The sequence below is a fragment of the Brevundimonas sp. Leaf363 genome, assembly GCF_001424025.1.
Classification (GTDB): Bacteria; Pseudomonadota; Alphaproteobacteria; order Caulobacterales; family Caulobacteraceae; genus Brevundimonas.
This window is the reverse complement of the sequence record NZ_LMPZ01000001.1, coordinates 213,012-225,098: the sequence shown is the minus strand read 5'-3', so window position 1 is coordinate 225,098 and position 12,087 is coordinate 213,012. Positions and strand designations below refer to the sequence as shown.

Sequence of the window (12,087 nt, the reverse complement as noted above, 5' to 3'; positions counted from 1 at the left end):
AGAAGCCGCGCCTTCGCGTACCGAACCGCCGGGCGAACAGGCATGCCTGGGCGGTTCTTAATAGCTCTCCGTCCCTCGGGCTCAAGTAGCCCGAACGGGCGGTGGCCCACCTAGAGAGAGTGAAAATGCCGAAACTGAAGACAAAGTCGGGCGCCAAGAAGCGCTTCAAACTGACGGCGAGCGGCAAGGTCAAGGCCGGCGTGGCGGGCAAGCGTCACCGCTTGATCAGCCACAACTCCAAGTACATCCGCCAAAATCGCGGCACCGCGATCATGTCGGACGCCGACGCCAAGAAGATCAAGAGCTACATGCCCTACGCGTAAGCGCGGGCCCCAGCACGATCTCCTCACCACAATCAGTTTGAACCAAAGGTCCTCAAGCAGCGAACCCCAAGCCTAAGAAAGGTTGGGCGGTGAGCGATAGGACCCTCCCGAAGGGAAAATCATCATGGCTCGCGTCACTCGGGGCGTTACGTCCCACGCCCGTCACAAGAAAGTTCTGGAGCAGGCCAAGGGCTTCCGGGGCCGCCGCAAGAACACGATCCGCACCGCCAAGGCGGCCGTGGATCGCGCCGGTCAGTACGCCTACCGCGACCGTCGCACCAAGAAGCGCAACTTCCGCGCCCTCTGGATCCAGCGCATCAACGCGGCCGCCCGCGTCGAAGGCTTCACCTACAGCCAATTCATTCATGGCCTGGGCAAGGCCGGCATCGAGCTGGACCGCAAGGTCCTGGCCGACCTGGCCGCCGACGGCGGCGCCTTCAAGGGCATCGCCGACAAGGTCCGCGCCGCTCTGGCCTAAGCGCCACGCACGGCCAGACGATCAGACGCCCGCTCCGGACATCCGGGGCGGGCGTTGTCGTATCCGGGGCCATGCGGTTAGGCTGCGGGATGATGATGCGCCGCCTGACCCTTATGATCGCCGCCGTCCTGTCCGTCGCCGCACCGGCGACAGCGCAGGAGCGCCGTGTCGCCGTCACCTTTGACGACTTGCCGTTCCAGGCGACCGAGGCGGACCAGCTGTGCGATCCGGCCAAGGCGATGGCCTTCACCCGCGCCTTCCTCGACATGCTGAAGCCGCTGGTCAGCCACGCGACCGGCTTCGTCAACGAGGGGCAGGTCTGCGAGGAGACGCGCCAGACCCTGCTTCCGGATATCCTGGACGCCTGGCTGGACGCCGGCATCGGCCTGGGCAACCACACCTTCAGCCACCTGGACATCAACACGGTCACGGCCGAGACCTGGCTCGACAACGTCGATCAGGGCGCGATCTACACGCGCCAGGCGCTGGAGCGTCAGGGCGGCGACCTGGTCTGGTTCCGCCACCCCTATCTGCACGCGGGCGACACGGCCGAGAAGAAGGCGGCGGCCGAGGCGGGACTGGCCCACCGGGGCTATGTCATCGCGCCGGTCACCCTGGACAACTCGGACTGGATGTTCGCCGGCGTCTATCGCAAAGCCGAGGCGGCCGGCGATACCGAGCGGATGCGCCGCATCGGCGAAGCTTACTTGGTCTACATGAGCCAGACGCTGGACTTCTGGGAACCGTACAGCGCCGAGGTCGCCGGCGGCGCCGAGCCGGCGCAAATCCTGCTGCTGCATGCCCATAGTCTGAACCGCGACTTCTATCCGCAGATCCATGCCCTGTTCCTGCAACGCGGCTATCGCTTCGTGACGCTGGAGGAGGCGATGGCCGATCCGCTGTACCGCCGGCCCGATCCCTACGTCGGACCCAACGGCATGAGCTGGCTGCATCGCTGGCGCCGAGCCGAGGCCCCTGCGGATGCGCGCTGGGAGCCGGAGCCGCCGGAGTGGATCAGCAAGGATACGGCTGCGCCATAGAGCCCTTCTCCCCTTGCGGGAGAAGGTCCCGACAGAGGGATGAGGGGTCTCTGTGGGTTGCAAGATTGCGGCGGATCATTCGGGTTGTCAGCCGATCGCGGCGCGACCCCTCATCCGTCTTCGCTTCGCTCAGCCACCTTCTCCCGCAAGCGGAGAAGGACAGGTCAGACGATCCCGCGCGCCTTCAGGTCCGCGACATCCAGGCCCAACCCGCCCAGCACCGCCTCCGTGTCCTGCCCTAGCGCCGGTGGGGCGGCGTCGTAGGCGACGGGGGTCTGGGACAGACGGATGGGTGAGGCGACGGTGCGGATGGAGGCGCTCAGGTCTGGGCGGGCCTGCGACACGGCCAGTTCGCGATGCAGCGCTTGAGGCTCCTCGAACACCTGGGCCACCGTATTGACCGGGCCGGCCGGCACGCCCGCCGCCTCAAGTACGGCGAGCAGGCCCTTGACCGTCTGGCCCGCCGTCAGGGAGGAGACCTCGGCGGACAGGGCTGCGCGGTGCTCGACGCGCACGGCGTTGGTCACGAAGCGCGGATCCGCGCCCATCCCCTCGACGCCCAAGGCCTTGGTGAGCGCGCGGAACTGTCCGTCGTTGCCGACGGCGATCACCGCCATGCCGTCGCTGCAGGGGAAGGGCTGGTAGGGCGCCAGATTGGGGTGAGCATTGCCCAGCCGTCCCGGCGCGCGGCCGGTGGCGAAGAAGTTGGCGGCCTGGTTGGCCAGCATGGCGGCCTGCACGTCGAACAGGGCCAGGTCGATATGCTGACCCTCGCCCGTCGCCCGCGCGTGCATCAGGGCCGCCAGGATGGCGTTCGACGCATAGAGGCCGGTGAACAGATCCACCACCGCCACGCCCACCTTCATCGGCTCGGCCCCCGGCGCGCCATCCGGCTGGCCCGTGATGGACATCAGCCCGCCCATGGCCTGGATCATGTAATCGTAGCCGGCGCGGTGCGCGTCCGGCCCGTCCTGGCCGAAGCCGGTGATGGAGCAATAGACCAGCGACGGCTTGATCGCCTTCAGGCCGGCGTGGTCCAGCCCGTACTTCTTCAGCCCGCCGGTCTTGAAGTTCTCGACCACGACGTCGCAACCCTCGGCCAGCCGCCGGGCGATGGCCGCGCCTTCGGGGATGGCGATGTCAAGCGTAACCGACTGCTTGCCCCGGTTGGCGCAGGTGAAATAGGCCGCGTCGCCGCGCTCGCCGTCGGTGGTTTCGAGGAAGGGCGGCCCCCAGGCGCGGGTGTCGTCGCCCACGCCTGGTCGCTCGATCTTGATGACCTCGGCGCCGAGGTCGGCCAGCACCTGCGTCGCCCACGGCCCGGCCAGCACCCGCGACAGGTCCAGCACCCGCACGCCGTGAAGCGGACCCGGCATGGGCCTAAAGCGCCTCGCCCTTGCCCACGCGCTCGACCACCAGATGCTCCAGGTGGGTGAACTGTTCGGGCCAGTCGATGTCCATGGCGATGGTTTCGGGCAGCTCGTAGAATTTCGGCTTGTGCCCGATCCGGTCCTGGCGTTCGCGCATCAGGTCGAAGGGCATCATGTAGACGCCGTGGTTGATCTCGAACAACGGCTCCAGATCCTGGCTGCGGGGCCAGCGCTCGACGGCCGGGTCGTAGTTGACCGGCCCTTCCCGGTTCCAGATGAATTTCTGCAGCTTGGTGACGGTGATCAGGCTGTCGAAGCCGTCGCGCTTGCCCGCCTCATAGGCGCCGATGATGTCCTGATAGACGGCGGCGGTGATCAGGGGCGAGGTGACGTGGGTCCAGACGATCGTCCCCTGGTCGAACAGGTGGGCGATGTAGTCGCTGATGAACAGGCCCATCGAGGTGGCGCTGGAACCCCATTCGTCCGGACGCTCCAGCGGCTGGATACGGCTGTCCAGGGTGCGGGCGAAGTCGGCCGAGATCGACAGAACCTCGTCGTCGTTGGACGAGACGACGATGCGGCTCAGGCCCGTGACCTTGGCCATCTGGCGCAGCTTCAGCTCCAGCAGGCCCTTCTCGAAACCGGCGAACGGGCGGGTGTTCTTGCCCACGACCCGCTCGCTGCCGGCGCGGGCCGGGATGAAGCCGATGTAGTCCTCGTCGGCCAAGCGGGCCTCCCCTCAGGCGCGCCCGAACGGGGCCGCATCTTCTCTTGCCACCGCTCGCGCCGGGCCGCCAGTCGTGCGGATCAGGCGCCGTCGTCGGGAATGCACAGCAGATTGCCGCACGCCTTGCAGTGAACGGCGTCCGGGTCGTGCTTCTGCAGGCCGCAGGTGTCGCAGGGAAACTTCACCTTGTGCGGACGCATCAGGGTCTGGGCCAGGCGCAGGAACAGGGTGATGCCCGTCAGCATGACCACGATCGACAGCACCCGCCCCCAATTGCCCGGCAGGGTGATGTCCCCGAAGCCTGTCGTCGTCAGGGTCGCGACGGTGAAATACAGCGCGTCCAGGTAGCCGGTGATGCCGTCGTGCCGGCCCCGGAAAGTGGCGTAAACGAAGCCCGTCACCACGAAGACGAAGGTGACCAGCGCCGCCATGGCCCGGGTGATTTCCTCGACCCGCGTGTCGTCGAACTTGCGGCCCACGGTGCGCCAGAAGAAGTCCGAGTTCAGCAGCGTCCACAGCCGCATCAGCCTCAGGAAGCCCAGGTTGAACAGCCAGGCGGGGAACAGCAACGTCGCCAGCACCACCAGATCGATCCAGTTCACAGGCTTCTTCAGCCAGTCCCTGACGTCCGAATAGGCGTAGATGCGCGCCGCCAGATCGACCGTCAGGATCGCGGCGATCGCATAGTCGATGACGTAGAAGGTCCGCCCCGCCTCGCGCAGGATCGGCGCGGCCAGGAAGAAGGCGATGATCAGCAGGTCTATGGCGATGACCGCCAGGCGGAACCGCACCGCCGCCGGCTGACTGCCGTGATACAGATAGCGCAGCCGCGCCTTCAGGCCGTGGTGGCGGATGGATGGGGTCTCGGCGGCCATCCCCCAGCGATAGCGTGGTTCGCGGGCGATTGGCGAGCGGCGCTTCCGTTCGTATATGCCGAACATGGCCACGCCCTACATCCGCATGAACGGCGCCGGGAACGACTTCGTCGTGGTCAATGCGCTGGAGACTGCGTTCCGTCCGACGCAGGAGCAGGCGCGCACGCTGGGAAACAAGGCCACCGGCCCCGGCTTCGACCAGATCATCGGCATCGAGCCCTCGGACGGCGCCGACGCCTTCATGCGGGTGTGGAATTCCGACGGCGGCATGGTCGAGACCTGCGGCAACGCCCTGCGCTGCGTCGGCTGGCTGTTGCTGCAATCCACCGGGCGCGACGCGGTGACCATCGACACTCTGGGCGGCCTCACCACGGCGCGGCGGGCGGGCCCTGACCAGGTTACGGTCGACATGGGCCGGCCCCGACTGAGGTGGGACGAGATCCCGCTGGCCGAGGAGATGCAGACCTACGGCATCGAACTACAGGTCGGGCCGATCGACGATCCGGTCGTGCACACGCCGGGCGCCGTCTCCATGGGCAATCCACACGTGGTCTTCTTCACCGACCGGCTGGACGACGGCTTCGTGCGCGGGACCGGCTCGCTGATCGAGCACCATCCGCTCTTCCCGGAGGGGGTCAACGTCGGTTTCGCCCATGTGCTGGCCCCGGATCGCATCCGCCTGCGGGTCTGGGAGCGCGGCGCCGGCCTGACCAAGGCGTGCGGCACCGGCGCCTGCGCCGCCCTGGTCGCCGCCACCCGCCGGGGCCTGACCGGCCGCCGCGCGACCGTCGAGGTGGACGGGGGCGAGCTGCAGATCGACTGGGACCAAGCCACCGACCATGTCCTGATGACCGGCCCGGTCGAGACGGAGGGCACGGGGACCCTGTCCCTCTAGGCCTGCGACCTGACGCTCTGCCGACGCACATGATCACAGATCATTACAGCCGAGGGGCGTATGCGGTTGTTCCCTGGCCCCACGCCTTCTAGGGTCGCGGCCGTTCCGTTCCGCCCGCGCCCCCGGTTCCATGCCCGATCTGACAGACAAACAGACCTTTTCCGACGAAGAGGCGCTGGAGTTCCACCGCCTGCCGGCGCCCGGCAAGATCTCGATGGCGCCGATCAAGCCGATGGCGACCCAGCGCGACCTGTCGCTGGCCTATTCGCCGGGCGTCGCCGTGCCGGTGCGCGCCATCGCGGCCGATCCGGACAAGGCCTACGACTACACCTCCAAGGGCAATCTGGTCGCCGTCATCTCGAACGGCACGGCCATCCTGGGCCTGGGCAATCTGGGCCACATGGCCTCCAAGCCCGTCATGGAGGGCAAGTCCGTCCTGTTCAAACGCTTCGCCGACGTCGACAGCTTCGACGTCGAGGTGAAGACCACCGACCCGGACGAGTTCATCACTGTCGTCAAGAACATCGGCGACACCTGGGGCGGCATCAATCTGGAGGACATCAAGTCCCCGGAATGCTTCGTCATCGAGGCCGAGCTGCAGGACCAGCTGGACATCCCCGTCTTCCATGACGACCAGCACGGCACCGCCATCATCTCCACCGCGGGCCTGATCAACGCCTGCCACATCGCCGGCAAGCGGTTCGAGGACATCAAGCTGGTGCTGGTCGGCGCCGGCGCGGCGGGTCTGTCGTCCATCAGCCTGATGAAGTCGATGGGCGTCCGTCATGAGAACACCACCGTCGTGGACCTGCACGGCGTAGTCTACCGCGGCCGCCCCGACGACATGGATCAGTGGAAGGCGGTTCACGCCACCGATACCGAGAAACGCACCCTGGCCGAGGCCATCAAGGGCGCGGACGTCGTGCTGGGCCTATCGGCCAAGGGCGCGATCACCCCCGCCATGGTCGCCTCCATGGCGCCGCGTCCCATCATCTTCGCCATGGCCAATCCGGACCCGGAGATCACCCCAGAAGAGGTGCTGGCCGTCCGCCCCGACGCCATCATCGCCACGGGCCGGTCCGACTATGTGAACCAGGTCAACAACGTCCTGGCCTTCCCCTATCTGTTCCGCGGCGCCCTGGACGTCCGCGCCCGGCGCATCAATCACGATATGAAGGTCGCCTGCGCCCAGGCCCTGGCCGCCCTGGCGCGCGAGGACGTGCCGGACGAGGTCGCCGCCGCGTACCGGGGTCGCAAGCTGAAGTTCGGCCCCGACTACATCATTCCCACGCCGTTCGATCCGCGTCTGATCTGGTACATCCCGCCCTTCGTCGCCCAGGCGGCGATGGACACCGGCGTGGCGCGCCAGCCGATCGCGGACATGGACGTTTACCGCGCGACCCTGCGCGAACGCGTCGATCCGTCCGCCGCCCTGATGCAGAAGATCTCGGGCGCCGTGCGCGCCGCGCCGAACAAGCGCGTGGTTTTCGCCGAGGGGGAGGAGACCTCGGTCATTCGCGCCGCCTGGGGCTTCAAACAGGCCGAGCTGGGCGAGCCGGTGCTGGTCGGACGCGAAAGCCTGATCCGCCAGAACGCCGCCGAGGCGGGCCTGAACTTCGACGAGCTGGGCATCGAGATCGCCAACGCGGGCGTGTCCACCCACAACGCCGACTACACCGACTGGCTGTACGCCCGGCTGCAGCGACGGGGCTATCTGCGCCGCGACGTGCAGCGGATGATCAACCAGGACCGCAACTATTTCGCCGCCGCCATGGTGGCGCGCGGTCATGCCGACGCCGTCGTCACCGGCACGACCCGCAACTTCAACATGGTGCTGAAGGAGGTCCGGCGCGTGCTGGACGTGAAGGACCGGCTGATCGGCCTGTCCATCGTCCTGGCCAAGGGTCGCACCCTGTTCGTGGCCGACACCTCGATCACTGAACTGCCGGACGCCGAGGATCTGGCCGAGATCGCCATCAAGGCGGCCGACACGGTCCGCAAGCTGGGCCGCACGCCGCGCGTGGCCTTCCTCAGCTATTCGACCTTCGGCAATCCGCCGGGCGAACGGGGCGAGAAGGTGCGCGAGGCCATCCGCATCCTGGACCAGCGCAACGTCGACTTCGAATACGAGGGCGAGATGCCGCCCGAGCTGGCCCTGCACCCCGACGCGCGTTCGGCCTATCCCTTCATGCGCCTCAGCCGCGACGCCAACGTCCTGGTCATGCCGGCCATCCACTCGGCCTCGATCTCGACCCGGCTGGTCCAGTCGCTGGGCGCCGCCACGGTGATCGGCCCGCTGCTGGTCGGGCTGGAGCACTCGGTGCAGATCGTGCCCTTGGGCGCCTCGGTCAGCGAGATCATGACCGCCGCCACCTTCGCCGCCTACGAAGAAGGCGCCGTGGGCGGCCCCTCGCCCCGCCCCGAGCCCCTGATGGCCCCGCCCCGCCCGGCCACGGCGGTGCCGCCGACGCTGTGAGGTTTCAGGACGGCTGGGCCTCAGTCGCCGCCTCTGCCCTTTCGGCCTCTTCGCGCGCCTTCGCTTCCGCCATGACCGCCGGCTGGCGCCTGGCCACATAGAAGGCCAGCACGATGGCGAAGACCCCGATGACGGTCGAATACAGGAAGAAGGTGAAGTAGCCCGCGCCCAGGCCCTGCACCGTCACGCCGCTCTTGGCCGCGCCGGCGACCAGCGAGCCCTCCGGCAGATTGTTGAACAGGGGCTTGAACAGGCTGAGCGGCCCACCCGCATCGGCCGCCCTGGCCGAGCCTTCGATGATCTTGCCCGACTGCGAGGCGATGATCTTGCCGGGCAGGGCGTAGAGCGAGCTGAACAAGGCGTATTGGGTGGCCGTGAAGCCGATCGAGGTCAGGCTGGACATATAGGCGATCAGCGCCGTTCCGGCGTAACCGGTGGCGATGTTGTCCACGCCGATAGCGACGAAGAGGGCCCCCAGGTCGTGTCCCTGGGTGGCCAGCCAGCCGAACACCAGATTCGACACCGGGCTCATGAAGGCGCCGATCACCATGGTGCGGATCAGACCCAGCTTGGCGACCGACCAGCCGCCGATGAACACGCCCAGCGACAGCATGATCACGCCGAAGACCTTTCGAACCTCGGCGATCTCGATCTTGGTGAACCCCAGGTCTTGGTAGAAGGGGTTCATCATGTTCAGGACGAAATCCGCCAGCCGGTAGAGGCAGATCAGGGCCAGGATCGGCAGGGCCAGTTTGGCGAAGCGCACGAAGAAGTCCGCCAGGGGCGCGCCGAACGATCCGGCCAGATAGGCGCCCGGCCGCGTCTTGATCCCCGGGATGGGCCAGCAGGCGACCGCCATCAGGACGAAGCCGCCGATGACGTAGGCGAACTGGATCAGCACGCCCGCCGCGGTGTTGTCCTCCAGGCCCGCCGCGATGGCCCCGGACCCGCCGGAGCCCAGAACACCGCCGAACGCCCACAACAGGGCGTCCGCCTTGTCGGTCAGACCCGTGCCGATGATCAGAGCCGCCACGAAGATCAGGGCCAGGCGCACGACCCACTCGATCACCTGGGCCACCGGGCGGGCCGGGATGTCGCCGACGGGGATTTCGCGAATGTTGTGCTTCTTCTCGCGCGGGGCCAGCAGCACGCCGATCACGCCGATCCCCATCAGCACGGCCATCACCGCATAGGACAGGTTCCAGTTATAGATCTCGGCCAGCACCAGGGGCGCCGCGCCCGCCACGATGACGGCGACGCGGTAGCCCAGCTGGTAGGCGGCGGCCATGGCGCCCTGGCGGGCGTCGTCGCTGACCTCGATCCGCCAGGCGTCGATGGCGATGTCCTGGGTGGCGCCGAAGAAGCCGACCATCAGGGCGAACAGGGCCACGCCAGCCAGATTGGTCTGGGGGTTCTGGCCGGCCAGCATCCACAGGCCCAGCACAATCATCGCCTGGGTCGCCAGCATCCAGGACCGCCGGTGGCCCAACCACTTGGTCAGGAACGGAATGTTTGTCCGGTCCAGCAGGGGCGCCCAGACGAACTTCAGCGCATAGGTCAAGGTCGCCAGGCCGAAGAAGGTGATCAGCTCCAGCGTGACGCCCGAATCCCGCAGCCAGGCGGTCAGGGTGTCGTAGATCAGCAGGTTCGGCAGGCCGGCGGAGAAGCCCAGCAGCAGCTGCGCAAACACCCGCCGCTCGCCATAGACGGCAAGGCCTCCCAAACGGCCGGCGGTCTTGGCGGGCGCGATGTCAGTCATTGGCGTTCCTCCGGAGGAACGCCCCCGCGTCCTCAGCCGGTCTTGAGTCTGGCGCGGAAGTCCTGGTTCGTCCAGCGGGCCAGCGCGGCGCGCAGGGCCTCGGGCTCCAGCGGCTTGATCAGATGGTCGTCCATGCCCGCTTCCAGGCACTGGCGGCGGTCCTCGGCGAAGGCGTTGGCGGTCAGGGCGACGATGGGGGTGCGGTCGCCGCCGGCGCGGATGGCCCGCGCGGCGGTCGGGCCGTCCATGCCCGGCATCCGCATGTCCATGAAGACCAGATCATAGCGGGCGCGGCGCAGGGCCTCGATGGCTTCCTCGCCCGTCGCGGCCGTCTCGACCGCACAGCCTTCGCGGCGCAGCAGGGTGCGCGCGAGCAGGGCGCCGACCGGATTATCCTCGACCAGCAGGATGCGCTGGCCGATGTGACGGCCGGTCTGGACGCGGTCGTCCTCGGCTGACCCGGGCGCGGCGCCCGAGGACGCGGCGGCCCCAAAGGCGGCCAGGGCGCGCTCGACCAGCGAGGACCGGCGCAGCGGCTTGATCAGATAGCCGTGGAAGCCGGCCCGGCGGTAACGGGCGATGAGATCGCGCTGGCCCGGCGTCAGCAGGATGACGCCGCGCCCCGTCGCGGGCGGCGCGGCGAGCATGCGGCCCTCGGTGGCGGCCAGGGCGTGGTCGACCAGGGTGACGGCGGCCGCCTCGGCCGCCGCTCCGCCCGAGGCCTCGATCTGGGCGACGGCGGCGGCGCGAACGAAGGCGTCCGGGGTCCGGACGGCCAGCGCCCGGCCCGCCAGCGGCCGGCCTCGCTCGCCCTGCGACACGGCGGGGAAGGCGGCTTCGAAACGGAAGCGGGCGCCCGGTCCGTCCGGGCGGTCGGCCACGGTGACCCCACCGCCCATGGCCTCGGCCAGGCGGCGGACCACGGCCAGACCCAGGCCGGCGCCGCCATGCCGCGTGGCGTCGGAGGCGTCGACATGGCCGAACTCCTCGAAGATGCGGGCGCGCGCGGCCTCGGGCACGCCGGGGCCGGTGTCGTCGATGATGAAGGCCAGACGCGGCGCGGTGTCCGTTCCGCCTGCGCGCTCGACCGCGATGCGGACCCCGCCGGTCTCGGTGAACTTCACCGCGTTGCCGGCCAGGTTGAAGAGCACCTGCCGCAACCGGCCCTCGTCGGCCATGACGTCGGGCGCGTCGGCGGCGACCGACCAGACGATCTCCAGCCCCTTGTCCTGGGCCTTCGGCGCCAGAAGCTCGGCCACCCCGCGCGCAAGGGCTTCCAGATCCACGGGCGCCGCATCGAACTCCAGCTTGCCGGCCTCCAGCCGCGCGTAGTCCAGCAGGTCGTTGACCAATCCCAGCATATGCTCGGCCGACGCCTGCGCGGCCTCGGCATAGGCCCTCTGCGCCCCGTCCAGCCGGGTCCGGGACAGCAGCCCCAGCATGCCGATCACTCCGTTCAGCGGCGTGCGCATCTCGTGGCTCATCAGCCGCAGAAACTGCTGCGGCTCGCTGCCGGCCCCCTGCGCCGCCGCGCCGTTCCCGACTGCCTGATGTCGTCTGCGTCCCGCCATGACGCCATCCTAGGCGGTGCGGGTTAAGGCTGGCTCAAGACGCCCCGCTCGACCACGCAATCGCGCAGAGACGGATAGAACTGGAAGCCGGGCGTGGTCCCGCCCGGCGGTGCGTCCGGTCCCATCGGCGTCGCCTGATCGCCCGGCAGCAGCCGGATGGACATGTCGGGCTCCAGCTGAAGCACCGCTCGCACTGCATTCCCGCGCCGAACAAAGGCGTCACGGGGAATGTCCGGAACCAGATAGACGTAGTCGCAGTCGCCCTTGCCGATCCGCAGCAGCCCGTCACTCAGGACCCGGGGGCCGACTTCGGCGCTCTGATCGGCGGGCAGCAGGATGGAGCGGCCGATCACCACATCGTGGCCGCTCCGGTTGTGGACGAACGCCTGCACCCCGATCGAGCAACCGATCGGACCCGCCAGCATCAGGGCGGCGCAGCCGACCGCGGCCGTCAGGGCCGACCGCATCGCCCTATGCCGGTTCGGCGTCGCATTGCTTGTCAGTCCGGCCATGATCGCAGCCTAATCGCTCACGGGGAAAGGGCTCAAGGCGACGTTCGGTACGGTCGGCCTG

11 protein-coding genes are annotated in these 12,087 nt (G+C 68.5%); 5 read left to right on the top strand and 6 right to left on the bottom strand.

The annotated features are described in order from the left end of the window. Positions 1-125 precede the first annotated feature (125 nt). The 3 genes from rpmI (at position 126) to ASG17_RS01085 (ending at position 1,841) form a co-directional block, all read left to right on the top strand. The gene (gene rpmI / locus ASG17_RS01095; protein WP_056098157.1) at positions 126-323 is read left to right on the top strand and encodes a 50S ribosomal protein L35; all 198 of its coding nucleotides are present in this window, start codon (positions 126-128) and stop codon (positions 321-323) included. 124 nt (positions 324-447) lie between these two features. After that, entirely contained in the window at positions 448-801 is a 354-nt protein-coding gene (gene rplT / locus ASG17_RS01090; RefSeq protein ID WP_056098154.1) for a 50S ribosomal protein L20, read from the top strand. Positions 802-896: 95 nt separating this feature from the next. Further along, the gene (locus tag ASG17_RS01085; protein ID WP_235560327.1) at positions 897-1,841 is read left to right on the top strand and encodes a polysaccharide deacetylase family protein; all 945 of its coding nucleotides are present in this window, start codon (positions 897-899) and stop codon (positions 1,839-1,841) included. A 164-nt stretch (positions 1,842-2,005) separates the two neighbouring features. Here the strand turns inward: ASG17_RS01085 and ASG17_RS01080 are convergent, their stop codons facing one another. From ASG17_RS01080 to ASG17_RS01070, 3 genes are all read right to left on the bottom strand, one after another. Continuing rightward, positions 2,006-3,217 carry a CaiB/BaiF CoA-transferase family protein gene (locus ASG17_RS01080; RefSeq protein WP_056098149.1) on the bottom strand — a complete coding sequence of 404 codons (1,212 nt, stop codon included), beginning with the start codon at positions 3,215-3,217 and terminating at the stop codon, positions 2,006-2,008. 4 nt (positions 3,218-3,221) lie between these two features. Beyond that, on the bottom strand, positions 3,222-3,938 hold the full coding sequence (locus ASG17_RS01075; RefSeq protein ID WP_056098147.1) for a cytidylyltransferase domain-containing protein: 717 nt from the start codon (positions 3,936-3,938) through the stop codon (positions 3,222-3,224). 80 nt (positions 3,939-4,018) lie between these two features. After that, positions 4,019-4,813, bottom strand: a complete 795-nt coding sequence (locus tag ASG17_RS01070) for a potassium channel family protein (protein ID WP_056098921.1) — start codon at positions 4,811-4,813, stop codon at positions 4,019-4,021. A gap of 64 nt (positions 4,814-4,877) precedes the next feature. Here ASG17_RS01070 and dapF point away from each other — a divergent pair, with 64 nt between their 5' ends. Together dapF and ASG17_RS01060 are read left to right on the top strand one after the other, a co-directional pair. Further along, positions 4,878-5,708, top strand: coding sequence for a diaminopimelate epimerase (gene dapF, locus ASG17_RS01065; RefSeq protein ID WP_056098145.1), 831 nt, complete (start codon positions 4,878-4,880; stop codon positions 5,706-5,708). Positions 5,709-5,838: 130 nt separating this feature from the next. Next, positions 5,839-8,184 carry an NADP-dependent malic enzyme gene (locus ASG17_RS01060; RefSeq protein WP_056098144.1) on the top strand — a complete coding sequence of 782 codons (2,346 nt, stop codon included), beginning with the start codon at positions 5,839-5,841 and terminating at the stop codon, positions 8,182-8,184. A 4-nt stretch (positions 8,185-8,188) separates the two neighbouring features. Here ASG17_RS01060 and ASG17_RS01055 read toward each other — a convergent pair whose 3' ends face one another. From ASG17_RS01055 to ASG17_RS01045, 3 genes are read right to left on the bottom strand one after another with little or no spacing between them, the layout of a single operon-like run. Then, on the bottom strand, positions 8,189-9,943 hold the full coding sequence (locus ASG17_RS01055) for an MFS transporter (protein ID WP_056098142.1): 1,755 nt from the start codon (positions 9,941-9,943) through the stop codon (positions 8,189-8,191). 32 nt (positions 9,944-9,975) lie between these two features. Then, complete coding sequence (locus ASG17_RS01050) at positions 9,976-11,514, bottom strand: response regulator (RefSeq protein WP_082496044.1); 1,539 nt, start codon at positions 11,512-11,514, stop codon at positions 9,976-9,978. 23 nt (positions 11,515-11,537) lie between these two features. Further along, positions 11,538-12,026 carry a hypothetical protein gene (locus ASG17_RS01045; protein WP_156367690.1) on the bottom strand — a complete coding sequence of 163 codons (489 nt, stop codon included), beginning with the start codon at positions 12,024-12,026 and terminating at the stop codon, positions 11,538-11,540. Positions 12,027-12,087 lie beyond the last annotated feature (61 nt).

Excerpts from the sequence above, each read along its gene's own strand:
- ASG17_RS01080 (WP_056098149.1), bottom strand. The coding sequence starts at position 3,217 with ATGCCGGGTCCGCTTCACGGCGTGCGGGTGCTGGACCTGTCGCGGGTG.
- ASG17_RS01060 (WP_056098144.1), top strand. The coding sequence starts at position 5,839 with ATGCCCGATCTGACAGACAAACAGACCTTTTCCGACGAAGAGGCGCTG.
- rpmI (WP_056098157.1), top strand. The coding sequence starts at position 126 with ATGCCGAAACTGAAGACAAAGTCGGGCGCCAAGAAGCGCTTCAAACTG.
- ASG17_RS01055 (WP_056098142.1), bottom strand. The coding sequence starts at position 9,943 with ATGACTGACATCGCGCCCGCCAAGACCGCCGGCCGTTTGGGAGGCCTT.
- dapF (WP_056098145.1), top strand. The coding sequence starts at position 4,878 with ATGGCCACGCCCTACATCCGCATGAACGGCGCCGGGAACGACTTCGTC.
- rplT (WP_056098154.1), top strand. The coding sequence starts at position 448 with ATGGCTCGCGTCACTCGGGGCGTTACGTCCCACGCCCGTCACAAGAAA.
- ASG17_RS01085 (WP_235560327.1), top strand. The coding sequence starts at position 897 with ATGCGCCGCCTGACCCTTATGATCGCCGCCGTCCTGTCCGTCGCCGCA.
- ASG17_RS01045 (WP_156367690.1), bottom strand. The coding sequence starts at position 12,026 with ATGGCCGGACTGACAAGCAATGCGACGCCGAACCGGCATAGGGCGATG.
- ASG17_RS01050 (WP_082496044.1), bottom strand. The coding sequence starts at position 11,514 with ATGGCGGGACGCAGACGACATCAGGCAGTCGGGAACGGCGCGGCGGCG.
- ASG17_RS01070 (WP_056098921.1), bottom strand. The coding sequence starts at position 4,813 with ATGGCCGCCGAGACCCCATCCATCCGCCACCACGGCCTGAAGGCGCGG.